Source organism: Desulfofundulus luciae (assembly GCF_030813795.1).
GTDB lineage: Bacteria > Bacillota > Desulfotomaculia > Desulfotomaculales > Desulfovirgulaceae > Desulfofundulus > Desulfofundulus luciae.
The window spans coordinates 79,221-104,862 of sequence record NZ_JAUSUX010000002.1 but is presented as its reverse complement, the minus strand read 5'-3'; the positions used below and the strand labels follow the sequence as shown (position 1 = coordinate 104,862).

The 25,642-nt window shown below is 57.4% G+C and carries 22 protein-coding genes and 1 pseudogene; 9 read left to right on the top strand and 14 right to left on the bottom strand.

Annotated elements, in window-relative coordinates:
• Positions 1-2 precede the first annotated feature (2 nt).
• From J2Z49_RS01970 to J2Z49_RS01960, 3 genes are read left to right on the top strand one after another with little or no spacing between them, the layout of a single operon-like run.
• Positions 3-1,265 carry an efflux RND transporter periplasmic adaptor subunit gene (locus tag J2Z49_RS01970; protein WP_307399367.1) on the top strand — a complete coding sequence of 421 codons (1,263 nt, stop codon included), beginning with the start codon at positions 3-5 and terminating at the stop codon, positions 1,263-1,265.
• Positions 1,240-4,392: an efflux RND transporter permease subunit gene (locus J2Z49_RS01965; protein WP_307399365.1), complete on the top strand. Its 3,153-nt coding sequence runs from the start codon at positions 1,240-1,242 to the stop codon at positions 4,390-4,392. The genes J2Z49_RS01970 and J2Z49_RS01965 overlap by 26 nt, the downstream gene beginning before the upstream one ends.
• Positions 4,393-4,452: 60 nt before the next feature.
• Positions 4,453-4,743 carry a PG0541 family transporter-associated protein gene (locus tag J2Z49_RS01960; RefSeq protein ID WP_166344320.1) on the top strand — a complete coding sequence of 97 codons (291 nt, stop codon included), beginning with the start codon at positions 4,453-4,455 and terminating at the stop codon, positions 4,741-4,743.
• Between the two features lie 37 nt (positions 4,744-4,780).
• Here the strand turns inward: J2Z49_RS01960 and J2Z49_RS01955 are convergent, their stop codons facing one another.
• From J2Z49_RS01955 to J2Z49_RS01925, 7 genes and pseudogenes are all read right to left on the bottom strand, one after another.
• Positions 4,781-5,005 (bottom strand): hypothetical protein, encoded by a 225-nt coding sequence (locus tag J2Z49_RS01955; protein ID WP_307399364.1) that lies wholly within the window; start codon positions 5,003-5,005, stop codon positions 4,781-4,783.
• Positions 5,006-5,048: 43 nt separating this feature from the next.
• Entirely contained in the window at positions 5,049-8,960 is a 3,912-nt protein-coding gene (locus J2Z49_RS01950; RefSeq protein ID WP_307399361.1) for a helicase-related protein, read from the bottom strand.
• A gap of 13 nt (positions 8,961-8,973) precedes the next feature.
• Entirely contained in the window at positions 8,974-12,189 is a 3,216-nt protein-coding gene (locus J2Z49_RS01945; protein ID WP_307399358.1) for a DUF1156 domain-containing protein, read from the bottom strand.
• A gap of 17 nt (positions 12,190-12,206) precedes the next feature.
• Positions 12,207-12,818 carry a DUF7680 family protein gene (locus tag J2Z49_RS01940; protein WP_307399357.1) on the bottom strand — a complete coding sequence of 204 codons (612 nt, stop codon included), beginning with the start codon at positions 12,816-12,818 and terminating at the stop codon, positions 12,207-12,209.
• 15 nt (positions 12,819-12,833) lie between these two features.
• Complete coding sequence (locus J2Z49_RS01935; protein ID WP_307399355.1) at positions 12,834-16,055, bottom strand: ATP-binding protein; 3,222 nt, start codon at positions 16,053-16,055, stop codon at positions 12,834-12,836.
• On the bottom strand, positions 16,052-16,303 hold the full coding sequence (locus J2Z49_RS01930) for a hypothetical protein (RefSeq protein WP_307399353.1): 252 nt from the start codon (positions 16,301-16,303) through the stop codon (positions 16,052-16,054). The genes J2Z49_RS01935 and J2Z49_RS01930 overlap by 4 nt, the downstream gene beginning before the upstream one ends.
• Positions 16,304-16,531: 228 nt before the next feature.
• Positions 16,532-16,774: pseudogene (locus J2Z49_RS01925) on the bottom strand (Uma2 family endonuclease); the annotation flags it as partial.
• A 213-nt stretch (positions 16,775-16,987) separates the two neighbouring features.
• On the opposite strand from J2Z49_RS01925, the gene fliK reads away from it, so the two are divergent.
• The 4 genes from fliK to J2Z49_RS01905 all read left to right on the top strand — a co-directional run bounded on the left by fliK (position 16,988) and on the right by J2Z49_RS01905 (position 19,845).
• The gene (fliK, locus tag J2Z49_RS01920; RefSeq protein ID WP_307399351.1) at positions 16,988-17,833 is read left to right on the top strand and encodes a flagellar hook-length control protein FliK; all 846 of its coding nucleotides are present in this window, start codon (positions 16,988-16,990) and stop codon (positions 17,831-17,833) included.
• Positions 17,834-17,853: 20 nt separating this feature from the next.
• Entirely contained in the window at positions 17,854-18,129 is a 276-nt protein-coding gene (locus J2Z49_RS01915) for an EscU/YscU/HrcU family type III secretion system export apparatus switch protein (protein ID WP_307399348.1), read from the top strand.
• 297 nt (positions 18,130-18,426) lie between these two features.
• A complete protein-coding gene (locus J2Z49_RS01910; RefSeq protein WP_307399346.1) occupies positions 18,427-18,975 on the top strand; it encodes a L,D-transpeptidase family protein in 549 nt (182 codons plus the stop codon).
• A 150-nt stretch (positions 18,976-19,125) separates the two neighbouring features.
• On the top strand, positions 19,126-19,845 hold the full coding sequence (locus J2Z49_RS01905; RefSeq protein WP_407650027.1) for a ZIP family metal transporter: 720 nt from the start codon (positions 19,126-19,128) through the stop codon (positions 19,843-19,845).
• Here the strand turns inward: J2Z49_RS01905 and J2Z49_RS01900 are convergent.
• From J2Z49_RS01900 to J2Z49_RS01890, 3 genes are all read right to left on the bottom strand, one after another.
• Positions 19,834-20,280 (bottom strand): DMT family transporter, encoded by a 447-nt coding sequence (locus J2Z49_RS01900; RefSeq protein WP_307399342.1) that lies wholly within the window; start codon positions 20,278-20,280, stop codon positions 19,834-19,836. The two genes, J2Z49_RS01905 and J2Z49_RS01900, sit on opposite strands and share 12 nt — an antisense overlap.
• A 105-nt stretch (positions 20,281-20,385) precedes the next feature.
• The gene (locus J2Z49_RS01895; RefSeq protein WP_307399340.1) at positions 20,386-20,607 is read right to left on the bottom strand and encodes a heavy-metal-associated domain-containing protein; all 222 of its coding nucleotides are present in this window, start codon (positions 20,605-20,607) and stop codon (positions 20,386-20,388) included.
• A gap of 179 nt (positions 20,608-20,786) precedes the next feature.
• Positions 20,787-21,329, bottom strand: coding sequence for a hypothetical protein (locus J2Z49_RS01890; protein WP_307399338.1), 543 nt, complete (start codon positions 21,327-21,329; stop codon positions 20,787-20,789).
• A 120-nt stretch (positions 21,330-21,449) separates the two neighbouring features.
• Between J2Z49_RS01890 and J2Z49_RS01885 the strand changes: the two genes are divergently transcribed.
• Positions 21,450-21,665 carry a hypothetical protein gene (locus J2Z49_RS01885; RefSeq protein ID WP_307399337.1) on the top strand — a complete coding sequence of 72 codons (216 nt, stop codon included), beginning with the start codon at positions 21,450-21,452 and terminating at the stop codon, positions 21,663-21,665.
• A gap of 73 nt (positions 21,666-21,738) precedes the next feature.
• Positions 21,739-22,050 carry a hypothetical protein gene (locus tag J2Z49_RS01880; protein ID WP_307399335.1) on the top strand — a complete coding sequence of 104 codons (312 nt, stop codon included), beginning with the start codon at positions 21,739-21,741 and terminating at the stop codon, positions 22,048-22,050.
• 55 nt (positions 22,051-22,105) lie between these two features.
• Here J2Z49_RS01880 and J2Z49_RS01875 read toward each other — a convergent pair whose 3' ends face one another.
• From J2Z49_RS01875 to J2Z49_RS01860, 4 genes are all read right to left on the bottom strand, one after another.
• A complete protein-coding gene (locus J2Z49_RS01875; protein ID WP_307399333.1) occupies positions 22,106-22,474 on the bottom strand; it encodes a hypothetical protein in 369 nt (122 codons plus the stop codon).
• A 12-nt stretch (positions 22,475-22,486) separates the two neighbouring features.
• Positions 22,487-22,789 (bottom strand): YbaB/EbfC family nucleoid-associated protein, encoded by a 303-nt coding sequence (locus J2Z49_RS01870; RefSeq protein WP_013821241.1) that lies wholly within the window; start codon positions 22,787-22,789, stop codon positions 22,487-22,489.
• 125 nt (positions 22,790-22,914) lie between these two features.
• Positions 22,915-23,994: an SPOCS domain-containing protein gene (locus J2Z49_RS01865; protein WP_307399330.1), complete on the bottom strand. Its 1,080-nt coding sequence runs from the start codon at positions 23,992-23,994 to the stop codon at positions 22,915-22,917.
• A gap of 32 nt (positions 23,995-24,026) precedes the next feature.
• Positions 24,027-25,571: a DUF3794 and LysM peptidoglycan-binding domain-containing protein gene (locus J2Z49_RS01860; RefSeq protein WP_307399328.1), complete on the bottom strand. Its 1,545-nt coding sequence runs from the start codon at positions 25,569-25,571 to the stop codon at positions 24,027-24,029.
• Positions 25,572-25,642: the final 71 nt, after the last annotated feature.

Genomic DNA, 25,642 nt, shown 5'->3' with positions numbered 1-25,642 from the left:
GGATGGCGGCCAGCTTCCCCTGCACGAAGGTGCCGGAGGGGATCTTGCGCCGGGCAGCGAAGGAGGTTATCGTTTTGGAAGACAAGGTGGCTCTCAAAAGCAAAACAGGGATCATCACTGCTTTTATCTTGATCTTGCTCTTTGTTGGGTTTGCTGCCTTTAATTACGTTCGGCATAGTGAAAAGGAAAAGATTACTGTTAACAAAACGGAAACCGTACCCGTACAGGTGGCCGAAGCAAGATTAACGAACCTGCAACGGGTACTGGAACTGACAGGAGAAATCAAACCGGCAGCCGTGGTAGACGTTCACCCCAAGATTGGGGGGGAGATTATTGAGAAAATATACGTAGAAACCGGCGATTACGTTAAAAAAGGAGACCTGATAGCTGTTTTGGAAGATGATATCATAAAAGCCCAGCTTGAAGAGGCAACGGCAGGCCTGGCTGCAGCGGAGGCCGGGTTAAGGCAGAGCGAGGCGAATCTGGAACTGTTAGAAAAAGACCGCCTGCGTGTGGAAAATCTTTACCAGGCAAATGCTGTATCCAAACAGGAACTGGATCATATAAATGCCCAGTACAGGGCTGCCGTTGAATCAAAGAAACTCGCGGGCGCGCAAGTTGAAAAGGCGAAGGCAGTTTTAAACCAGCTGCAGGTACTTTACCGCGAGTACAGTATATATGCACCCATTTCGGGATTTGTAGCCGCCCGTTACGTGGAGCAGGGGAACCGGACAGATACGGCGAAACCGGTGATTCGCATTTCCCGGGAAGATGAGCTGAAAATCGTCTGCAGCATAACGGAAAAAGACTTCCCCCATCTCAAAAAGGGGATAGAAGCAGAAGTAACCGTAGATGCTTTTCCCGGAAAAGTTTTTAAAGGGGTTGTCTCGGTTATCAGCCCGACCATCGACCCGGCTACCCGGACAGCCGGGATTGAAATACATATCCCCAATAAGGAGTATAAGCTTCGTTCCGGCATGTTTGCCCATATTAAATTATATTTAGGCGAACGGAAAGCCCTGGCAGTTCCCACCGAATCCCTGAATAAAATGCCGGGAACGGGAAGCTATTTTGTATATATCGTTAAAGATAACAAAGCAATCTTAAAAAACGTAAAAACGGGCATCAGTCAGGGTAATATTACCGAGATAACCGATGGTTTAACTGAAAAAGATCTGGTCGTTACCAGAGGGCAGAACCGGCTTTATGACGGTGCACGCGTTTCTATAGAAGAAAGAGGTGCTGCGGGCAGTGAGGCTTCCTGAGTTCTCTGTTAAACAGCCGGTGGCCACTTTAATGCTTTTCCTGGCCGTAATTATTCTGGGAGCACTTTCTCTAACCAGGCTCCCCATCGATCTGCTTCCGGACATCGAACCGCCGGTGGTAAGTGTCCTGACCGCCTGGCCGGGAGCCAGCGCTTCCGATGTGGAAACGGAAATCACCAAGCACATTGAAGATCAGCTCAATATGGTAAACAACCTGGATACGCTCACCTCCAGGTCCATGGATAATCTCTCCCTGGTATCCTGTAAGTTTGAGTGGGGCACGGATCTGGAGGAAGCTACCAACGACATACGGGACAAGCTGGATCTGGCCAAAAGGAAACTGCCGGGCGATGCAGAAGAACCGGTAATTTTTAAGTTCAGCAGCGCCAGCATCCCCATCCTGGTCATGACCGTCACCGGGGATACCAGCTGGCCGAGGCTTTATTATCTGACCGAGAAAAAGATTGCCGACGAATTAAAACGCGTTCCGGGAGTTGGTGCCATTCAACTGTACGGAGGTATGGAGAGGCAAATAAATGTTCATTTCGATCTTCAAAAAATAGACGGTTATCACCTGAATTTGTTACAAGTAAAACAGGTTCTGGCGGCAGAAAACTTAAACCTGCCGGCCGGCAGTATAAAATCCGGCACGCAGGAATACTTTGTCCGGATTCCGGCCAGGTACAGGGACGTAGAGGAAATAAAAAATACGGTCGTCGGCTATTTTAGCGGCAGGCCTGTTTACCTTAAGGATGTCGCCGAAGTGGAAGACGCCTATAAAGAACAAACCGTTAACGGCTGGGCGGACGGGAAGAAGGCCATCGTTCTTATTTTACAAAAGCAGGCCGGTAAAAACACCGTAAAAGTTGTTCAGGGTGTCAGGGATAAACTTAAAGAAATAGAAAAAAACCTGCCCACCGACGTGAAAGTCAATACCGTAATGGACAGTTCCGAAGATATTTTACGTTCCGTTAAAACTTTACAGGATGAATTATTAAGAGCTATTTTGCTCGTAATAATCGTAACCATTCTCTTTTTAAGGAGAGTTAAGGCGGCTGCCATCATCGCCCTGACCATTCCCTTTTCCCTGCTGGCTGCTTTCATCCCGCTCTCTTTATTTGGTCATACTATAAACCTGATTTCGCTGATGTCGCTGGCCATTGCCTGCGGCCTGGTGGTCGATGACGGGATTGTGATCCTGGAGAATATCACCCGCCACCTGGAGCGCGGCGGCCGGCCGAAAACCAGCGCCATTTATGGTGCAAGCGAAGTGGGCATGGCCGTGACGGCTTCCACCATGACGGTCGTGGTGGTTTTTGTCCCGCTGATGTTTGTGGGGGGGATTACAGGGACGCTTTTTAAGGAACTGGGGTTTGTGATTGTCGTGACCCTGCTGGCTTCCCTTTTTACTGCCCTCTCCATGACGCCAATGCTGGCCGCAAAGTGGCTGGGAAGCGGCAATAGAGAATCCGCGGCAAAAGAAAGCTTCTGGAGCAAATTTTACACAACTGTAGAGAAATACCTGGTTCTTATTGAAGATGCTTACGGCCGCGTCCTCAGCTGGGCCCTGGCCCACAAAAAGACCGTAATTACCCTGGCCGTCTCGATTTTTGCCAGCAGCCTCGCCCTGGTTCCTTTTATAGGCACCAGTTTTGTACCGGATATGGATTCCGGGGATGTCAACATTGAATTTCGCCTGCCGGAAGGAACAAGAATAGAAGAAACAAACAGGGTTATTGAAAAAATGCTGCAAACCATTGGTGAAATAGTAAAACCGGAGGAATTCAGGCACTCTTACGCTTTTGACGGGCAGAGCGAAGAGGGATTCGGCGCGGCCCTGGGCATGGACGAAGGACCCAACGTGGGAACGATTGGTTTTAAACTGGTGGACAGAGATAAGAGGGAGCGCAACGCCAGTGATATTGCCAGCAAATTAAGAGAACAACTGGAAAAAATACCGGGCATTAGCCGGATGAAGGTTACTGCCACGAGCCAGATTTCCTCGCTCATGATGGGCGGCGGAAAGCCAATCGTCATTGAAGTCGCGGGCCCCGACCTGAACACGAACCTCGAAGTGGCCGAACAGGTGAAAAAGATTGTTAAGGAAGTCCCCGGCACGGCGGATGTTTCCCTCAGTCAAAAAGATCCCCGGCCGGAAATCTGGGTGGAGGTGGATCGCGAAAAAGCAGCCTCTTTCGGGCTAAACATTGCTACGATCGCAGGTACGGTCCGCAACTATTTTTATGGCGATAATCCTACCGAATTCCGCGATGCGGGCGATAGCTTTGATATTTTCACCCGCCTGAGCGAGGCGGACAAAAACAAGCTGGAAAATTTGCCGGAAGTGCCGATTTTTACTCCCGACGGCAGGATGATTAAATTGAAAAATATCGCCGAAATAAAATGTGGTGAGGGACCTGTAGAAATTGAAAGGAAAAACCGCCAGCGGATCGTCAAGGTAGAGGCAGATAAGTACGGCCGTTCTCTGGGGGAAATCACCAACGACATCAGAGATGCTCTTAAAAATATGGATATACCGCCGGGGATTTCAGTCAACTTCGGCGGAGAAGTTGAAGAGCAGCAAAAAGCCTTTAAGGATCTCAGCCTGTTGCTGGTCCTGGGAATTGTTCTTGTTTACATGGTTATGGCCTCGTTGTACGGCAATTTCCGGGATCCCTTGATCGTGATGTTTTCTGTGCCCTTTGCTTTAACGGGGGTATTTTACGCCTTTTATTTGACCGGGACGACCTTAAGCCTGATTTCTTTCATGGGCATTATCATGTTAACCGGAATTGTAGTTAAGAACGCCATTATTTTGGTCGACTATACCCACCTGTTGCAAAGCAGGGGCCAGCCTTTACGGGAAGCAATAACCAATGCCGGGCGCAACAGGTTAAGACCAATCCTGATGACTACCGCCGCCATGTTTTTCGGCATGCTGCCGCTGGCCATTTCCAGAGGGGTAGGAGCGGAAATATGGAACCCGCTGGGAATCACCATGATGGGAGGGCTGGCCGTATCCACCCTGGTCACCCTGGTGCTGATCCCTACGGTTTACTGCCTGTTTGAGGAGAGAAAACTCTGCAAGACGGCCGGCATTCAAAAGGTAAGCGTAAAGTTCTCCTGATGACCTGCACATGAGGATCTGCGGTTTTTGCCAGGTTCTGTTTTCTAAAGGGGTGCGGTGATGAAGCTGCTTTTTATTACCTATGATGTGGATTTTGACGAGGACGTAATGGAGATGCTCAATTCGCTGGGGGTTACGGGCTTTACCAAATGGGACAGGGTACTGGGCAAAGGGGAAAACAGTGAGCCCAGGCTGGACGATCCGGTATGGCCGGGGTTCAACTGTGCCGTAGCGGCGGTAGTCGGCGATGACGATCAAGAAAGGATCCTGGCGGAGCTTAAAAAATTTTCCTTACGGCTTGACGGTAAAGGCTTTAAGGTCTTTGTGCTGCCAGTTTTAACGGTTATTTAGCAAACCAGAGCAAGCGCAAAAGTAAACCACCCGGCACTCAGACTTCTGAGTGCCGGGTTACGTCTTCCTCACAATTCCCGTTGGAACTACAGTGGTTCGTTTTTCCTTCAGTTATGAAAGACAAGTTTTCCGCACACCGGATCAGGGCCGTCTTCTTACCCCGGCGCTTGCCCTCTAAAAGAAGCTGGTCAGCGAGGCTGATGAGCCGTTCCAGGTCGCGGTCGTCATCAATTAAAACACGTCCGGCAATTGCTCCACCCATGCTGAGGGAGACATTCAGTTCCGGCACGGAAGCCGGGGGTTTTCTAACGTATTTGCCGCCATCTGGCCTCTGCTTCGCGCTTAAGGCGCGCCAGCACCGTATCAACACGGAGCTCACTTTTGCGCACCTTCATACTGTCCGCCAGGCGGCTGGCGGCGTCGACGGCCGCCCGGGCCAGGACGCGCGGCACCAGGACACTAGCTTTGCCGCCGGCAGCGGGCACCTGGCAGTCGAACAGCAGCTCCCCGGCAATTGCCCTGAGGACCTCCGCCGGCAGCCCGCCGGCCAGGATCTGCTCCCGCTCCTCCACCCGAGAGGCGGCTTCGCGCAGGATCGGCCAGAAAAACGCCCCTTCCCCGGCAGGCCGCGCCACCGTCTCGATGAGGTCGCCGGCCACCAGGAAATTGAACATCTCCTGCGCCCGGGCGGCGCGGATGTTCTCCCGTTCGATCCGCTCCGCCGCCAGGCAGGGTGCGAACTCTTCCCGGGCCAGCAGCTCCAGTTTTTCCCGCAGCAGTGCGACCTCCGCTTCTGCCAGGGATTCCTCCTCCGCCAGGCAAAGACCCTCCAGGTCGCTCCATCCCCGGATGAGCCGGACCTCGCGCACGCCACCGGCCCCGCGGCAGGCCGCCGCGTAACCCACCATCTCCACATCATTCATGCCGGGAACTTTAACGGCTACCCGCCGCACGCACCCGGGCAGCCCGAACCTGCCGAACTGTTCCAGGACAGCATCGAAGAAGGGATCGCCGTACGAGGCAAAATGAACGCGCACTCCACCGCCGGCCAGGCCTTCCTCGTAAAGCTCCCGGGAAACGGTGAGGACTGAGCCATCCGGCACGCCGTCTATACCGGAAAGCGTAAGATGCGGCCAGGGCTCCAGGGATACGGTACATCCCAGGCTCCGCAGGTACTGCGATCCGCTCAGGGCCTCCCATATAGCCGGCAGGTCCACCGGCGCAGCCAGCCGGCTGCCGGACCGGGCCACCCGCATGTAGATTTCGTAAAGTTCTTCCGGGCGGATCTCCATGCTCTCCACCCGCCGGCGCAGGACCTCAATCCTTTCCCTGGCGCGGGCCCACAGTCCTTCGGCAGTGAGCTTTCCTTCGGCCAGCTCCTGAAAATCTTCCGGTCCCACCGGAAGCAGCGAGATCTGCTGCGTGCCCACGATCATGTTGGCCCGGGCCAGGCGGGACAGCAGGCGGATATAAACCTCTTCCTCGGCACTACCCGAATAACAGAGGTTGAGAACATGGATGTCCTCGTGCTTCTGCCCGATGCGGTCGATGCGCCCGATCCGCTGCTCCACTTTCATCGGGTTCCAGCCCAGATCGTAGTTGACCAGCAGGTCGGCGGTCTGCAGGTTTAAACCTTCCGCCGCCGCATCCGTACAGACAAGGACGTCGATCTCGCCGCGCAGGAACCGCTCCTTCACCTCTTCGTGGTCCACCGGGATCATCTCCCCCCGCCCGGGGTCGTAATACCCGGCTTCCCGCCCTGCATAGGTGCCGATGAGCATCTGCGGATCGGCCTTGAGCAGCCGGGTAACGATATCCCTGAGCGTATCGTAAAAACGGGTGAAGACGACGGTCTGCCGGATGCGTCCGGTCTGCCGGTCCCGGCGCCGGTCCAGGGTGTCCAAAAGAACCTTCATTTTAGACGAAGGCCCGTTAATGTCGGCCATTTCCTCGAGCATGGTTTTAAGACGGTCCCGCTCCCATTCCAGGTCAGCCGGAGTCCTGTTCTTCAACAGGGATTCGGAGGCTAAGGGCAGGTCGTCCTCGATTTCATCCTCAAATACCGGGTGCGCAAGCGGGAAAAATTCAGGTTCGGGTTCACCTGCCTCTTCAACGAGCTGATTTTTCAGCGTGGCTTCCACCTTGCGCAGGCGCCGCCGCAGGGTCTCGCGGAGCGCATACAGGCTGGAGGCGAACCGGAGGCGCAAAAAGCTCAGCAGGAAACTGACCATCTGGCGGGTCTGCTGGTCTTTACGCCCGCTGAGCTGGCCGGCCAGGCCGGCGCAGTATTCTTCCAGCCGGTCGTAGATACGCCGCTCCAGCGGGGTAATGACGATCCGGGGCACAGGCAAAATGTGGCGCCGGGGTAGGTTCTGCTGCAGCTGACCGTTGTCGCGGTAGATTTCCAGCAGGCGCCGGGTATGGCGCAGCATCACCCGCGAGAGCGGCGACGCGCTGAAAATCAGGCGGTACATTAACTCCCGGTCCCTGCCCCGGGGAACCCGCCCGTATTCAAGCCACTGCCGCACCGCCGTCCGGATGCGCCCGTCGATGACACTTTTCTCGAGAAAATCCCAGAGCACCGGGTCCTGCATTTTCACTGCCCGCACGGAGCGCCGCAGGAGCTCCCACTCCTGAACGCCGGCCTCCTGCCCGCGCACGAGCCTGCCCAGGATCTCGTAATACTGCATGGTCAGTGCCGGGTCGAACTGGAAGACACCGGCCCGGTTGGTCAGGGCCAGCAGGTCGCACACCTCCACGGGGTCGATCTGCATGGGTGTGGCGGTGGCCAGCCACAGGCTGCGCGCCCTGGCCCGCAGGTAATCGCGCACAGCCAGGTAGAGGTGCCCGTATTCCGGGTGCTCCTGCAGGCCACCCTGGGGGTTCTTCCGCCGGAGCGCGTGCGCTTCATCCACCAGGGCAATGTCGAATGGTACGGCGCTCTTGAGGGCCGCTGCCCGTTCCCGGCGGGCGAGCAGCCCTGTGGACACGATGACCAGGTCCGGCTCGTAAATCGATGCCGCCGCCCGGTTCTCTGCAAGCGGGAAGATGTATTCATGGGAGATCTCCGGGCTGGTGCGCGCCCGGCCGAAGGAAAGCAGGACCCTGGACGCCATCTGGCGCTGCCACTGCCGGGTAAGGCCGGCCGGTGCGGCAATGAGGATGCGCTTCACCAGGCCCGAAAGGTACAGGGAGCGGAACGCCAGCCCGGCTTCGATGGTCTTGCCCAGGCCCACCTCGTCGCACAGTAGATAAGAGTGCGGCCAGGTTTCCACCAGCCTGCGCACGACCACGGCCTGATGCGGCCACGGTTCCACAGGCGCGGTCTTTATGCCCACGAACCGGCCGCCGGGCATTTTCGGCGCGTCGCGCAAAACGGCAAACCGCAGCCGCTCCATGGCCGGAGGCGGTTCCACCGCCCCGGAGGCGGCACTGGTGCCGTCAATCTCCACCGGGCGGCTGGCCCTTTCCGCAATCCGGACCAGGCGCCGCTTAACCGCCTCCGGCAGGGTCATTACCGGCAGGTGGGGGACCCGGCCCTGCCAGAGGTTTTCAAAAGCTTCCACGGCTTCATCGACCCGCCGGCGGTCCGTCTCCCCCCACCAGTCGCAGTGGATATCGATATTCTCGGCATTAAGGATAAGGGCCGTTTTTGATTCGTTGAGCGTACCCGCCCCGTACAGGCGGTTGCCGAATTCATCGTGCAGAACAAACCATTTTTCGTGCACGTAGCCGTCGTCCACCGCATCGAAGGGAAGCGGCTCGCCGGTCTCTTTGTGCACCCGGAAGGCCACGCGAACCTCCAGGTACCCGTGGGCCACCATCCAGGCCAGGAGCGTTACGCCGTTTTGCACGCCCTCCGGCCAGGGCGCGGGCCGGTCGAGCTCACCATTCAACCTCGCCGCCAGCCGCTCCCTGTCACCGGCCAGGATGGCCTTTACGTCTTCCGGTTCCAGGTCGGCACCGACGATGAGGCGCATTTTGCCCCGCCGGCCGGCAAAGGCAGAGAAGCCCATGGAGGCGGCGGCCAGGGAGGACGAGCGGAAATACCCGGCCACCCGGTCGTACCGCACCGCCAGGCGCAGGGCGGGTATGTAAAAATCGTGCAGCATGTCCACCGGGCGGCCGTCGATGAGAGTTGAAGATGTCTTGTAGGAGAGGAGCCAGCGGCGGGACCGCAGGCCCTTCCCTTCCGGAGAGATACCGGTTGACTCCATTGAACTCCTCCCCTCACTTGAGGCCGAACAGGATGGCCCCGGCCTCCCGGCGCAATTCTTCGTCGGCCATTTGTGCCGCCCATACGGAGAGCAGATCCAGGATCACCTGCTCGCGCGCCGGCGCGTGCTGCGCCAGATAAGCGCGGGCGACGGGAACGTCGCCCTCCCGGTAGGCAAGAATTAAACCGTGGAGGACGTCCCACTCCGTCTGCGGGTTGTCCACGCGTTTCCTGTGGCGCTCCTCCGGCCGGGCCAGGCGCAGCTTTGACCCGCGGCGGACAAGGGGCGCGTGGTAACCGGTCTCCTGCGCGCTGCCGCGCCCCACGCGGCTGCCCCGTATCTCGTCGTTGATGCCGATCATCCGGCCGTTAACGGTATACCCGGCGGTTTTGCCCTCCAGTTTAATGTTGAGCGACCGCGAGAGGTTCAGTGCCCCGTCATAGGGAAATTCGGCCAGGCCGAAAATACCGTAGAGGGTCAGGGCCATGGCTGCTTCGGGATTCAGGTCGTCCACCTGCAAGCGCCCCTGCGTCAGGCGGGCGACCTGATACCGGGCGACCACCGCGCTGGCCTCGTTCATGGCGCGGGTGGGGCTGACCGGTTCGTCGCCGTCCAGCACCGGCCAGTGTTCGGAAAGCACGCGCAGGGCCCGGCCGTAACTGGCCACCATCTCGTCCACGGGGTTTAACCGGAGCCGCTCAAACTCCTCCAGGCCCTGGCGCACGGCTTCGCGCACGCGCTGGGCCACCCCCGTACCGCCGAATCCCGTCCAGGTGGCCGGTGTACCACCTGTTTTCTGGCGCTTACGGCAGGTAAGGAAGATGGAACTGGCGGCGGCGGCCATTCCCTTCTGGTGAATGGATTCGGCCGCTTCAGATTCGACAGGCATCGACGACGTAATAGTCCAGCCGTTCTCGATCAGCGAGCGCGTCAGCGCTTCCCAGGCCTCCTGCGTCTTGTGGGTGAACATAATGGTCATGATGCCGTCGTCTTTGAGCACGCGGCGGCACTCGGCGAAAATCTCGCCCATCAGGCGCTCGTATTCCTTTTTCGCTCCGGCGGCCGACCCGTCCCGCGCCGGGTTGGCCACGGCCTCGTCCGTCTTGTTCGTGAGCCGCCGCCGGAACAGCTCCGGGTAGAGGTCGTGGAGGGTGCGGCGCTGCCAGACGTAGAAATAGTCGGACAGCTCTGCATACTGGACGTTGTTGTAATAGGGTGGATCGATACAGATCAGATCCACCGAACCATCGGGGATTTCCATCCGGGCCGCCGTGCCGCACCGGATGGTCACCGGCGGCGCGGCCCCGTTGAGCTTTGCGTGCAGGGGCGCCAGCAGTTCCGCCATTCCTGCGTAGGCGTCAACGACCTGCGCGAGCGCCCAGGCCGCGCCCGAGTTGGGGCCGGTTAAGATCATCTCGCCAAACGTCCATTTAATTGAATAATCATGCCTTCCAAAGGTATTTATCAGGACACCTCGATTATAATGCCACCTTGTCTGCTTGCTGTTATAATCCAGGCATTTATCGATCATAAACTGGAGATACGTAACAACTGCACGGCCCCGCTCCTCCCCCAGCTCCCGGAGGATTTCCGGCTTGAGGCGGTTGAGCTCCTCTACCAGGATGAGGTGCCCCAGGAGCTGGCGCGGCGTGAACATGTCGCACCAGCGCGTCATGCCAACACGTAGAGGTTCCATTGTCTTATGGCCCCTTTGAATGCTCTCCGTCGGAATGAGCCCCTGCCGCTCCCACCCGGGCCAGCGCCCGGCCAGGCGCTTTTCGGCCTCACGCAGGGCCTCAAGGTCGCGGTCGTTGGGCGGCCGGAAGAAGCGTACCTTCTCTGTCTTAATTTCACCGGCCCGCTCGCCGCTCTTGTAGCGCTCGGGCCTGCCCTGTTTATCCAGCTTCGGCTGGCAGCGAACGGCCACGACGCAGTAAAGCCGGTCCTGCCACCTGCCGTGGGGCGACTCACCCCTCGCCTGGGCTTTGATCTCGTCGGCGGGAATGGCCTGGCGGCAGTGGACGCACAGGCCCACGCCATCCTTCACCGTGGCGAAGTCCGGGTCCTCGCCGTTCGGCCCCCGGTTGCCCTTGAGGCGGTAGGTTTCAAACCGGACCCTGCCGCCCCGCGGCCGGCCGTCCGTGACAATGCGCACGCCCCACTTTTCGCCTTCTTTCGATAGCCAGCAGGTGTTCAGCAGGGGTGCCTCGCCGCCGCAGTGGGGGCAGGTGACCTGGCGAACGTATAAATATGTGGTCGTATCCTCCCGATCATATTCAATAACTAAATCTGAACACTTGCTTAAATGCTTCTCCAGGACTCGCCGCTCGTCTGGGGGCAATGGAAATGTACGAGGGAATACGGAATCAACCCTTTCGTTTAAAGTATCCAGCAGCCTTTGCCCCCATTTCTGAATGTCGTCTGCTAATTCGACTCCGTAGCGGGCGGGATAATCAAGGGTGGCATACAAGACCACAGCGGCTACCGGGTTTAACTCATTTGCAATCACGCGATACCCAAGTCGCAGTGCCTCAAAAGGAATTGAACCGCCGCCGGCGGTAGGATCCAGTACGGTTATGTCAGGGGGCTGCCATTCCGGTTGATGAGAGTAGGCACGGGAATACCCGTAGAGATTTGGAACGCGGACACCTGCATTCTCAGCCATTTCAATTAACGCCTTGAACCACGCCGGGTCAGCGGCCACCCGCTCAACAAACAGCACATCACCCTCTACTGGTAGCGGCTCAGGAAGTGGCTTACTTAAATCCTTCCACTTTTGTATAACTGGATGCTCGTCTAGAAGAGGATTCTTACCGACGATCTCTTTGATCAGCTTCCTATGGCCTTCCCTGACCTCCTGTTCTCGTTGAAGCGCCCTCGCGACCACAGAATCTACTTTCAGTATCTCCTGTCCCAGGCTGTTTTTGTTAATACGCTCAATTAGCCTTTCCTCCAGCGTCCACGGCTCCCCGTTCACCAGCGCCTGCACTTTTTCGATGCCCAGCTGGCGGAGAAACCAGTCCGGGTCCGTCCCGGCGGGCAGGAGGGAGCCGAGAACGGCGGCGCGGCTGGGCACAAGCGGGCGCCGCGCCCACCAGACATGAAGACGGTGGGTAGGGGGCGCCTTCCCGGTATCCCTCTCCCGCTGTGTCTCCGCGCCCACCTGGTGGCAGGGGAAACCCGCCTCGATCAGGCGCAGGTCCGTTCCGGGCACAGCGTGCTGTTCCACGAAACAATCTCCTCTCTCTATTCACGCAACTTTTCCAGCATATGAATGATCTCCTCATCCCCGGGCTGGCCGCCGAGCATGATCCGCATGCCCGACCTGGCCCAGCGGCTGGCCGCCCCGCCGTACTGGGTCGCCCTGGTCAACCAGTAGACCGCTTCCTCGCGGCTGAAGCGCTGCACCCGCCGGGCCATAAGCTCAACCCGGTCCATGTCCCTGACGCCCTCCCGGAGCTTGAAGATGAGCGCTAGCTTGGCGCCCGCCTCCTCGTCAAGGGGCAGGTTGCCCCTGAACGCAATGCCCCCGTTGCCAAAATACCGCTGGAGCTCGAGCGGGATCCCGGCATGATCGCAGACGCGGCTGACAATGTTACGGATCACGGGCAGGCAGCGGCGCAGGGGCTGGCCGTAGAGCAGACCCCGGTCCTTAAGAACCGCCCTGCCCGGAACCCCGCCGTTATTTGGGGCGTCATCCGCGCCTTCGCCGCGCTCTTTGATTACCAGGACGGGCACCGGTTTGTCCTTATATTCGGTTACCCTCAGGATCCAGGGGGCACTCTTCAGCAGGGGCCGGATGCGGTGCTGCAGGTCAGGCAGCAGGTCCCGGCCGGTGTTTGACTTCCGGTTTGCCATTTGATCCGCCCCGCCTTATTGTTTCTTCAACTCCTGGATGAATAAGCAATCATCATCCGGATCGGCTATTTCAAGAATGGCCTCGGTTTGTTCGCCCTGCTGTACCACGCCGGCCAGCACTTCAAAAAGCTCGCCAAGAGCCTTCATGGATTCCGGGGTAACGCCGGTCAGTTGAAGCCGGATCAAGCCGCCGCCGGGAAGTTCCAGATCAATCAAATCCATACTTTCAATGGTGGAGCGGGCGCCTTTATTGTAGAGGCTGCCCAGCCGCCGGAGCAGCGGCAGCAGCTTCCTAGCTCCTTCCTTTCCTTCCAGGACAAACCTGCGGCGGCCGGCGGTCACCCATCCCCGTCCGGCCGCTTCAGCCGGCGTGATCAGGACGTCACCGGGTAAAGGGGTGTAAAGGGCTGCGGCGGAACCGTGGATGAGGTCGGGCTTTTCCTTTTGATCCGGCGCGCCGCGAAAGGCGAAAAGCTGGCCGCTCTTCACCAGCGTCACCACGGCCTCCTCCAGTTCCCGGGCGGGAACCTCCCCGTATTTCCCGGCCATGCTTTCGGCAACCTTCTCCACCGTGGAAACGCCGCCCTGCGCAACAGTATAAATCACACCCTCGCGCACTTCAACCGGGTCCACCTTCTGGTTTACTGCCCAGCCGCGCTGGTTGGCCCCCTGAGGGGTGATGAGGCCGTAATCCCCGGCAGCCAGGTCAACCCCCAGCGGGATATCGTTTTCCCGGTCGTAAAATTCGGCCGGTTTCGCGCTTTCCCCGGTATCCATGCGGAAGACGCACCAGACGCCCTTCTGGACCCCGGCCCGCACGATCTGGTCGAAAACTGCGGGGCTCTCCAGCACCGGCCAGCTGCGCAGGCGGTAAAAGTTTTCCCGCAGCTCCTTTAAGGTTACGGCGTCGCCGTGCTCAAAGAAAAGCTTGCTCAAGTTCAACAGGTCGGCCTGGGTCGTGCTGCTGCCGGTAAGGAGCTTGCCGTCCTTGCTCAGCGCGTCGCGGATCAGTTCGATAAAGGGTGCCCCGCCTTCGCCCCCGGCAGTCTTTATTTCCCTGCGCACGATATATCCCGCCGCCCCCGGGTAATAGAAGCCCGTATAGATTCTCGAAACATCGGTAAGCAGGCCGTTCTCGCGTTCAGCGTAGCGCTTCTTGAAATCTTCATCTTCCAGGCGGCGGGGGTTCACCCCGTAGCTCTGCGGCTTCTCCATCAGCAGGCGCATGGCCATGACCTGGCGGGCAGTACCCTCAATCCGCTGCCGGGCGTCCCGGACGCAGGTGTTTTCGAAGAGCCCGTCCTGATCGTTTATCCCCTTCACAATAACGGTTTCCGGAACGAGGAGAAAGATGAGATTCTGCCGCTCCCGCGGCCTGTTCTGGCCTTTTGTGGTCACCATGGCCTCCACATCAATGGTCCCGGCAGTTAACGAAACGACCCCGAGCACGGGCCGGTCTTTGCCGTCGGGCAGGTGCTCCGGCAGCGAAACATCATGCTCTATGTGAAACAAACCCGCCCCCCCGGTGACCACCTTTCGCGCCGCCGCCTCCAGAAGCTCCTCCACCTGCTCAGCCTTCAACGTCCTGCGGATTCTGGCCAGAACGCTGTTAATCGTCGGCTCTTCGCTGGCGAAATATTTTCCCTGCTCGTAACGGAGGTAAAAGGCGCTTTCGCCGATCTCTTCCAGCGCCGTGCGCACCTGCGGCGGCGTTAAGCCGGGGAAGGAAACGTCAAAACAGGCTTCGGACTCGGTGAGGCCGAAGATTCTGGAGCCCAGGCCCTCTTCACGGCCGACCAGGCTGTGCAGGAAAACGGTCTTCCATGTATACTCATAAAGGGGGTGGCCTTCCGGGTGGGGGTTGCGCCGGTCGGCCAGTTCTGCGTTGCTGTGGCCGCCCTCCAGCGTGCCCGTATCTACGCCGCCGATATCGGCGTTCAGGACAAAGAGCAGGTCAGAGCTGCCCGTGCGGCCCAGGATTTCATTGACCACCCGCTCCTCGCGCAGGTCAAGGTGGCACGCGTGGATCATGGGAACGGCCTTTTGCTTCTGCCACAGGCTGCGCACGGCCAGGGAGAGAACCCGCAGGACGCCGCGCGTCCCCTGAAAGTTTTCGGCACTGGCCAGCTTCTTATTCAGAAAATCAACGAGGGTCGGGTGGAACGGGTAGTTGGCAATCATCCGGCCCTTGAAGTCATCGCTGGAAGCCTCGTCCGGCAGCAGGGCCGCGTTCCGGCGGTACATGGCCATGTACTCCTCAGCAGTTTCCCGGGCGGCTTCCCGATCTATGCAGACAAACAGCCGTTTGGTGAGGACGGACGAAATTTCCGCCGCCTGCACCGGCGTCACCTGGACCGCGTCACGGGCAACCACGCTGGCTACGCCCTGCACGGCCCTTTCCCCAATCCCCAGGGCATCGTCCTCGCCAACCTCTTCGCCGCGCACCTGGCTGATGAGCCTGGCCAGGTACTCCGTCTGTTTGGCGAAGGCATCAGTTGTGCTGGCCAGGGTGAGCACCACCGCCATCCCCGGATGGTTGCGGGCGTAACCGTGCAGGGCCATTAAGAAGGCGGCCAGCTGGCTGGCGCCATCGGGCCGGGCCGCTTCCAGCCGCGCCGCGTACTGGGCCAGCTCGTCCAGCAGGATGAGGACCTTACGGCCGGCAAACACCCTGTCGAAATACGTTCTGCCGGGCGCGGCATGGGAGTTCGCTTCATCCTCAACCTCCCGGTAGAGGGTTTCTCCGCCGATCTGGTAGGCGATCTCGCCCCAGAGGGTGTAGGGCACTAAATCCCTCCCCTTTGGCTTATGCACCGGGATTTCATCACCCGCCACCCCGACGACGGCAATCTCGCCGGGCCCGGGGAGAAGCTCCGGGTCGAGGATGTCCCGGATGACGCTGCGCAGCTCCGTACCTTTATGGGCGATGTGCGTACAGGCGATCAGCGTGTGGGTCTTGCCGCCGCCAAAGGCCGTCTCCAGCCGGTGGATGGCCGGAACGGTCATATCCCCCGCAATGCGGCCGAAAACTTCCGCCAGGGTCAACCGCAAACCCTGGGTGGGGTAAGTAGCCTCCCGGAAAAAGAGCTCTGCATTGGTGTAAATACTGTCGATGAGACCCCGGCCGCTGCGGTAAAACTCGACGACCGGGCTGAGCGACGCCGTAAAAACCTCGGGGTTGAACGTACCGGCCAGGATCTCGGGCCGCGGCTTGCACGCATCCAGCACTGATTTCACTTTCCAATATCCTCCCTCAACCGGCGAACCCAGGAGGAAACATCTCCAGGCCCGGCAAAACCTGGGTAATCCTCTTTCTTGAAAACTCCGGCAGCTGACTGTAAAGCCTTTTTTTGTTTTAACCGGAGCAACTCCTTCTGCGTGGCTTCAATAATAAACTTGCTCCTCTGCCCCTGACCGACAAACCTGTTCAGCTCAAGCAGCAGGTCAACCGGAAACCGGATCGGGGTTAGTCTGGTTTTTTCCAAGCCATCACCCCCTTGTATATACCCTGTGTATATTATACAAAAAAATATCTCACTGAATAACTGAATACAACTGCATTTTCCTGTTTGAATCAGCTTTTAAAGAAAAAACTCCTTATAATGGGAATGTGCAGGTAGTCCTGTCCAACTCCCATAATAAGGAGATTGAGCATGGCTTTTGTATCCACCACCAGAATCCCCTGCTTCATTATAAGCGGCCCCTCTATAGGGTCAAAAAATATTCTTCAGACTTATTACAAGGTCTGGAAATATACTCACTTTTATTTCATCGCCTTCTGTGTAAATATCCGGCCTGCCGTATCTATTATTGTCGCCCTGCACAAATACGCTGACCAGCTTTTCTTCCGGCTCTACGATCCAGTATTCTTTCACACCGGCTTTCTCATATTTACAAAACTTTTCCAGCCTGTCCTTCCTCGCCGAAGATGGCGAAGTAATCTCAACGATCATATCAATTTTCAGACATTTTGTAAACAATCGCTGGAAATAAAACGGTTTTTCATTGCGGCCAGCAGATGATGGGCACCCCTCGCCATTGTTTACGCTAACAGGAAATGGTATAATTGACTTATGCAAATTCCGGGCATTTTCCTGAACCCCGCTGTTGAACTGCAAACGGCAACTTCCCTGCAGCCGGGGCAAATGGTGCAGGTGGAGGTCCTGGGGGTGGAAAACGGTCTCGCCACGGTGCGCATAGGCGGCCAGATCTTCACGGCCACGGGGGAGATACCTTCCCCTCCGGCCACGTTCTGGGCCCTGGTGCGTGAGGTTACCCCCGGGACCCTGCACCTGCAGCACCTCACCGTTACACCGGACCAGAACACGGCACTGACAACCATGGCCAAAGTCCTGGGCATGCCCGCCGACCCCGAAATCACAAAGCTGCTGCAGGAAATGGTCAAGTGGCAACTGCCCCTGGACCGCTCCCTGGTGGAGATGCTTTTCTCTGCCGCCAGGGATCTACCTCCCCGGGAGCGGGCGGCCTTCTGGGCCGCCCGGGTGTGGCTGGAAACCCTGGATTTACGCTTTGACCCGGGCAAGGTGAAGCAGGCCCTGGACTACCTCCTGGGAAACAAAGAAGCCACTCCCCGGGGGCAGGAGGTGTTGAACCAGGCGGTACCCCTTTTCCCGGATCAGGAAATGGTGAGCTTTTTCACCTTTCGCGGGAAGGGAATGCACGGCGAGCTGTATATGGTGGACAGCCGGGCCGGTAAGAAAGGTGAGCAGGACTTCCCCCTGGCCCTGGTGGTGCGGGTGGAAACCCCGGTTCTGGGGGAAACCTGGGTTTACCTGACCCGGAGCAAGGCGGGACTTACAGCCAGGGTGGCCGTGGCAGAAGAAAACTTCGTCTCCCTTTTTAAAAAGGCTGCCGGGGAGTTAAGGGACAGGCTGGCCGCCCTGGGGTATTCCATTGATGATATTCAGGTCACCGCACGAAAGATCTCCTGTATCTGCGAACTGCTGCGCCCCCACGAACCGCCGCCCTACCGGCCCGTAAACGCGCTGGTGTAAAAGCGAAAGGAGCTGCCGCCATGTCCCAGGATAAACCTAAGGCCGCCGCAGCCCTGGCCTATGACCCGGAAAAGGATACCGCTCCCCGGGTGGTGGCCGCCGGTCGCGGGCAATTAGCCGAAATAATTGAAAAACTGGCCCGGGAAAACAATGTGCCCGTTTACCACAATGCGGAGCTGGCCCTGACCCTCACCGGCCTGGGTGCCGGCCAGGAAATACCGCCCGGGTTATACCAGGTGGTGGCTGAGATCATTGCCTGGGTATACAGGACGGAGAAGAAATTGAACCTCTCCTGACTAAAGTTATCCGGGCTTCTATTGCTAAAAATTCAGTTATATCAGGGATTCGTTGATTTCCGGCGTTTCTCGAAAAAATAAAAAGCCCGGTTCCCGCGGACAGCTCTATAAAGACTTCCAGAATTCCTCTTCGGTTATTTTTAACTGGTATTTAAGAATCTTCCTCCACAAGTTAGCGGGAATTTCTTTTGCCGTCGCATGACTGACCCTGAAAATGTGGTTAAATCAAAATCCATCGCCCCTTCATATCATGATGTGGAGGTGCAAATTCCGGGATTACGAGGAGGGGCGACAAATATGTCAGGCAAAGGAGTCACTGCCGGTACCCACCTGCTGGTAGAAACGGCCCTCAGGCGGCTGCATCATTTCCAGGGCGATACCCTGGTGCGCACCTACCCGGTGGCCGTGGGCAAGCCGGAAACTCCCACACCCACCGGGGACTACCACGTGGTAAACAAAATGCTCAACCCCGGCGGGGTACTGGGTACCCGCTGGATGGGGCTGGATATTCCCGGCGGTAATTACGGCATTCACGGGACAAATAACCCCGGTTCCATTGGCAAGGCCGTTTCCAACGGCTGTATCCGCATGTACAACCACCACATTGAGGAACTCTTCCCCCAGGTGCAAATCGGCACCCCTGTACGCATTGTAACGGGGGCAAACGTTGCCCAGAGCGCCCCCGGGGAAACATACGTGATCCAGCCGGGGGACACCCTGTGGCAGATTGCCCGCCGCTTTGACGTACCCCTTTCTACCCTCATTGAATTGAACAGCCTGGCCAACCCCCATGAAATCTACCCCGGGCAGGTGATAGTCCTTCCAGGCTCCCAATCAGCCATTTAATACCTCTGGTATTATCCACCTGCCAGAATTAATATAATTTAGCAGTGGAAAAACTTTGGGCGGCGCTCATCCATTCTGCCCTTCCGAAATGACAGTTGCCGCCCACATTTTAAATTACATCCCGGGAACTCGATCTGGCAGGTGAATATTTTGGTTGCGGTACTGTTAATGGCCCTTTTTGCCGGTTTGAGCACCTGCCTGGGCGCAGCGCTGGTGCTGATCTGGGACCGTCCGGGGCAGCGATCCTTTTCCTTTTTTCTGGGGCTGGCGGCGGGAGTAATGCTGGCGGTGGTGCTCCTGGATTTAATCCCGGCAGCATTGACATACGGAAATTTACTCCAGGCTATCCTGGGATTTGCCGCCGGCCCTTTATTGATGACTGCCCTGGACCTTATTTTTAGCCCGGAAAACCGGGCCTGTGTCCACGATTACCGGTATTTAAAAATGGGCTACCTCATTGCCGCAGGCATTGCCCTGCATGATTTGCCGGAAGGGCTGGCCATTGCCGCCGGGTTTGGCGAACCCGCCCACCTGGGCCCCCTGCTGGCCCTGGCCATCGCCCTGCACAACATCCCCGAAGGCATGGCCACCGCCGCCCCCCTGTCGGCTGGGGGGCTTGCCCCGGGGCAGGTGCTGGCCTTAAACGGCCTGGTAAGCCTGGTTACTCCTTTCGGCTGCTGGCTGGGCCTGCTGTTGATTAAGGCCTCCCCGGCCTTTCTTTCTTCCCTGCTGGCCCTGGCCGCGGGGGCCATGGCCTACATCGTTAAAGCGAAACTGCTGCCAGAATGCCTGCGCCTGCACCCGCCCATGGCCTATCTGGGACTTTTTGGGGGAATTGTCCTGGTGTTCTTCCTGAACCTATTTTTTTAACAAAAACCACGCTCCCCCGGCCATGAGCATGGTGCCCACCACACGGTGCCAGGTAAAGGGAAGCTTTTCCAGGCCGAACAGACCCAGGTGATCAATTAAGCTGGCGGTTAGCACTTGCCCAATAATAATCGCCGTGGTGGCCGGAGCCACTCCCACCCTGGGAATGCTGCGCATTACCAGATAAACGATCACAACCCCAAGGATACCACCCAGGTAATAATACCACGGCGCCTGGGTGTAGTCGGCCAGCCGGCCGTCCCCAAGGCGAAAGCCAAACAAAAGCACTGCTACCAGAGCTAAACCCACCAGGTGAACCACAAAGGTGGTTTCCAGCAATCCGATCACCTTGCCCAGGGCCGCATTTAAAGACCCCTGCACGGCCATGGTCACTCCGGAGAGGGCAGCAATAGCCAGGGCCAGTAATCTAACGCTCAACCAGTCATACCCCCCACCTGCATATTTTTAGCGCTGGTACGCCGGTCCTCAAGCCCGCGCACCTTTAGCCCGCCCGGACCGGACTCGCCGGTTGATGAGAATGGTTCAGCGCACGTACGGCGAGTAGCCCAGGGAGTCCAGCGTGCGTTCCAGGTATTCCCGGCGAATGACCTCCGGATCGTAACGCACGTCCACGGTACCATTTTCCAGGAAAACGCGCACCTCTTCCACCCCATCGAGCTGGATCAGGTTATGCTCAACTTCTTTACTACCCTGCTCGTCCCACAACCCGCCCACCCGAAAAGTGGTCGTGACGGAATCCCCCATAATCCTTAAACCCCCCTGATAATTTTGATACGATCCAAACTTATATATGGGTCCAAAGCTCCTTCGCAAACCGTTTTCACCTTGCGCTCTAAAAAAGGCGCCGTGAACGTCTCCGTTGTTAATGTTCTTCCCCGGGGCAAAAAATATGTACGGCCGGCCCCCTGAGGAGCCGGCCGTCCTTATTTAGCACCAGCCCGCTTTTCTTTTTCCAGCTGTGACCCCCATTTCACCACACCCCCGGCAGGGGGGGAAGCGGGAGGAGAAACGGTTTTCTTTGCATCCATGGATGCCGGAACTGCCGGCGGCGACCGCCGGGGTGGTGCCCCCTGACCGCTCATCATGCTGCCCAAAAGGCTGAGCAACATGGCCGGATCGGGCCCCTGCCCCGGCTGCTGGTTCATCAGCGCCATCAGCAGGGCCGGGTTTAGCGGTAAAGGAGGGGCATTCTGCTCCGGTGGAGGCGGTTGACCCGGCGGCGGGCCGCCCGGCATGCCGCCCATCATCTGCAAAAGGGTATTGAGCATGGGATTGGGACCCGCCATTGCCGCCCGGGAAACTACGCCGCCCATTTGCTTATTCATCAAGCTCACGATCCCCAGCAGGTTCAAAAGCCCGAGCATCAGTATGGTGTCGTCATGGGTTGCTCCCTGTTTTGATTGATAATCCAGCAAAGAAAAAAGTATATGTTCCAGATTATGTCCCATTGCCTTTTCTTCGGCCATTCATTAATCCCCCTTCCTCTATCAGGTATATTCACCTCCTGCGCAAAAGTTGCTGTCACCGGATAGGCTTTTACGACGTAGTATAACTTAGAAAAACATTGCGAAAGGAGGAATTAAAAGGTGGCTAACCAGGCGCTCCAGCCCAATAACCCCTTCACCCTGTTTCTAATTCTTATCCTTTTGATACTTTCCACCAGGCCAAACGTGGAACAACAATTAGCCCAGTTGGCTTCGCTGCTCCATGCCACCCAGCAATCAGTACAAATATTCCGCAGTGGAATGGAAACCTTCCAGGCAAGTCTGGTAAACCCTTCAAGCCAGGTGGGCCGGGAATAACTTTTTTGGAAAATAGTGTCACTTTAAGGCAACAAACATAGAATTGGTATAAACAGGGAAAGGAGGTTTTGTAATGCCGGAATTTTACGGTGGACAGTTTCACCCGCTTTCGATCCCCTTGTTGCTCATGTTATCCACCAGATCGGACATGGAAGACCGTTTAAGCCAGTTGGCCTCTTTTCTTGAAGCCACCCGGAATGCCATTAAAACCATGCGTGCAGGATTGGAAGCGCTGCATGTGAGCATGATGCAACTGGCCGAAGGAGCGAGCTCAAGCCAGCCTGCCACACTTCTGCCCGCCGACATCCAGGTAGGCCCGGAACCGGCGCCCCCGGATGAGGTGCAGTTTCCGGACGTCAAACTGCCGGAAAACAAAAACCCCTAAAAATACCTGGGGGTTCCCCACGAGGAACCCCTTTTCTTATTTATCAGTTTTAAGTTCAGTCTTTAGCCGGCTTTCCCCCGGAAGAGGCGGCAGGTCCTTCATTTGAGACCGGGGCACTTCCTTCCGTGGAAGGTGTTGCCGGGGAACGGGGAGGGTTTAATGGACCCAGCAGGCTGCCAAGGAAATTGGCCAGCTGAGGAGGCGTTTCCCGGTTGCCGGACCGGGAAGACCCGGCAACACCCTTTCCGCCGGCCTCCACTTTTGCTTCCTGCCCCTGGATCCCGAAGCGGTATCCCATGAGATTGATCAGCCCCATCAGGTTCACCAGGCTGAGTAAAATGAGGGGATCCGTTGAGTGCCCTTTTTGTTCCAGCAACTGAAAAAGGGTTGCCTCCAGACCCTGATGTTGCCCCTTTTCCCCCATTTGACCTCCCTCCTAAAAAAGTCCCGGCAGGTGGGGTAAGTTTATCCCCGTCATTTTGACCACTTCGTCCTTCAGCTGCCTGCGGGCCTCGGCTAGGGCCTCGTTAAAGGTATCCCGGACCACCGCCGCCAGTTCCCCCCGGTCCATTAAAGCCGGAGCAGTGGGGCCGAAACTTACCTCCAGCACCTGCTGCAGCCCGTTCACTGTCAGGCGCAATGCCCCCTGGGGTGCCTCTTTCGTAACCACAATCCGCCGGGCTTCTTCCTGTAACTCCTGCAATTGCTGGGTCAGTTTGGGCGTGTTGAAGAACACCATTTTTCCCTCCTGTGGACAAAAAGAAAAGCTGTGGTGAACAGCTCTATTTGTCGAAAATGCAAAATAGCGCTTATCCTTTAACTTGCTTTATTTTGTTGTAGAGCCGTTATTAATTGACTTCCATGTCAGGCCGGGAAACCCCCGATACACTCAAAGCTGGCATCATCGATCTTGACCGTGTTGGTGTTTCCGGTGGCCGGGTTAAAGGTGAAACGAATCAGAGCGGTACGGGCACCGGCGGGGGAAACAGGTACGTTCAGGGTAAACTGCTGGTAGTTGTTATCAGGGATGTTCACGCTGCCGATGCTCTGGATGGCCCCGTCAATCTGCATACCGTTGCGGTCAAAGAAGCGCACCTCCGCCACCAGGTTGAAGGCACTGACGGGGGTAACGGGAGCAACATTTTCCCGGGCCCAGAAGGTCAGCCTGTAAGCCCTGGCGGGAGCTATACCCCGGCGCACGGTCTGGAAAATGACAGCCGTACTTGCAGGATTGGCAGCACCCAGTTCGGCAGCCAGGGTGCCGCTGTGAACGATGCTGGTGGAAGCGACGTTGGCCGTGGCGCCCCAGAAGATGGGCACATTGCCCGCCCATTGTTCAAACCCCGGGTCTTCCAGCAGGTTGCCGGGAGGACAGAGTTCGGGTGTCGGGCAAAGTTGCACGAAGATCTGCCGCTCTTCCACCACCTTGATCCGCACGATAATCACGCCGGTCTGGTGCAGGCGGCTGGCCCGGACCAGCTCCCAGGTAATATCAAACTTGGGCTTGGGAAACTGCACCATGACATCGTCTTCCCGGAGCACGGCCTGGGGTTCTTTGAGGTCAACCATCTTGGTAAAGGGTACGTTTTCGGCAAAATGTTTTACTTCATCCCTGTTGTTGACATAAAAGATTTGCTTGTGCAGCACCCCGCTGACAATAACCTTTTTTACTACGGCTACACGTCCGACAATGTCCTTGAAATGGTTTTTCCATTCATTATTGATCCTGGGGAACCAGTTGCTGATGCTCTCATGGATGAATACCGGCTCGGCCTCCAGGTCTTCCACCCGGGCGTCGATATGATCCACCTTCTTGGCCAGCTCGGGCAGGGTAACGGTGCTGTCCACCAGCACCTGCACCTCTTCCTCGGCCAGCACCACCGGCACCTTGATCTTAAGGCACAATACCTCTTCCGGCTCGGTATAGACATACTCGATGGGCATTAGACTTACCTCCTTTGAGATAACATGTTAAATTAACCCTTGGCAGGGGGACAGGGAACCTTAATTACATCCCCGGGCTGGAGGTTATGCGGATCTTTAGTGGGGTTGGCTGTTTTGATTGCCTCCACAGTGGTGCCAAACCGCTGGGCAATTTTCCAGAAGGTATCCCCGGGCTGTACGACATAATCAATGGTTTCCCCCGGCGGGCAGATCACGGGAGGAGCGGGAGCAATGGAGACAACCACATCCCGCTGCAGCGACTCGGTCACCTTGACCGCTACCTTGAGCACTACTTCCAGGGTGACGTTCGGCCCCCCGGCGTCGGCGGAAACAAACTCCACCACCGGGCGCACATCCACGTCCATGCCTTCCCGGGCACCTTTAATCTCCACAAAGGTGCGGAAATTCAGCCGCCGTTCCAGGGCGTGGACGGCTTGATCCGGCTTTTTGGCCACATAAACCAGGTGTACATCCACAAAGCCGCGGACGATCACTTTATCATTAATAATTTTTGTTTCGGTCACTTTGACTTCCTGGACGGTAACGTCGATGATTTTCTCCACATCGGGCTTGGGGTCCGGAGTCTCAAAGGTATCCCGGAGCACCACCTGGGTGCTGTCCTCTCCCACCACATGATCAATCTTGAGCCTGGTCATGGTGGCCTGGACACCGGTGATCTTCGTAATGACGTTGACCTGCCTGGGCTCGGTAACAAAGGCCGTCAGCATCAAGACCACGTCGGCCCGCAGCCGGTCGCCGTCCAGGATATCCACATCGGCACTTTCCACCTTGACATCCACCCGCACATCCATATCCGGTTTTGCCCCGGTTACCTCCACAAAATCGCTGAAGCGGAAGGTCCGGTGGAGCTGGTGGACGGGTTGGTCGGGCTCGGCAGCCACGTACAGCACCTGGATGGTCACTGTGCCGTCAATGATGACTTTATTTTTAATGATCTTCTTGTCGGTAATTTCGGCGGTGGCATCCACTTCCAGGATTTTTTCTACCGGCGGCTTTTCGTCTGGTACGTTAAACTCCTCGCTGACGATAACTTGCCTGGTCCCGCTGCCTACCACATTGGCCACCTTAATGGTATCCATCTCGCAGGTGGCGCCTGAGGGACATGTGGTAACCACATCCACATCCTGCATCTCCGTCACTTTGACAAAAACACTGAGGATAGCGGTCACATCAAACTGTCGGGGGTCGTCGGGACTGCGGGTGATGCTGACATCTTCCACCGTAACCCTGGCCGTGACATCCATGCCCGGCCTGGCCCCCGGAAGTTCCACAAAAGCGGTGAAGGAGAGCTGCTGATGCATGTGGTGTACCGACTGGGAGGGTTCAAAGGCCACGTAAACAATTTGCAGAGTCAGGGTCCCCTCCACAATTGCCTTGTCCGGAACCAGTTCAACTTTTTTAATCCTTGCCGATTTATCTGTGGAAAGGATTTTTTGCACGTCGGGTTTCGGGTCGGGTACGGTGATTTTGCCGCGAACCACGACCTGTTGCGTGTCTTCGCTAACCACCTGGTTGACCCGCAACCGTTCCGTGGCCGGTGCGGCGGTTCCAACCATGGGGCGTACTCCTCCTTTCAAAGAGTGGTCTATAATATATATATGAGCCGTGCCAATTAATGTGCGGAATT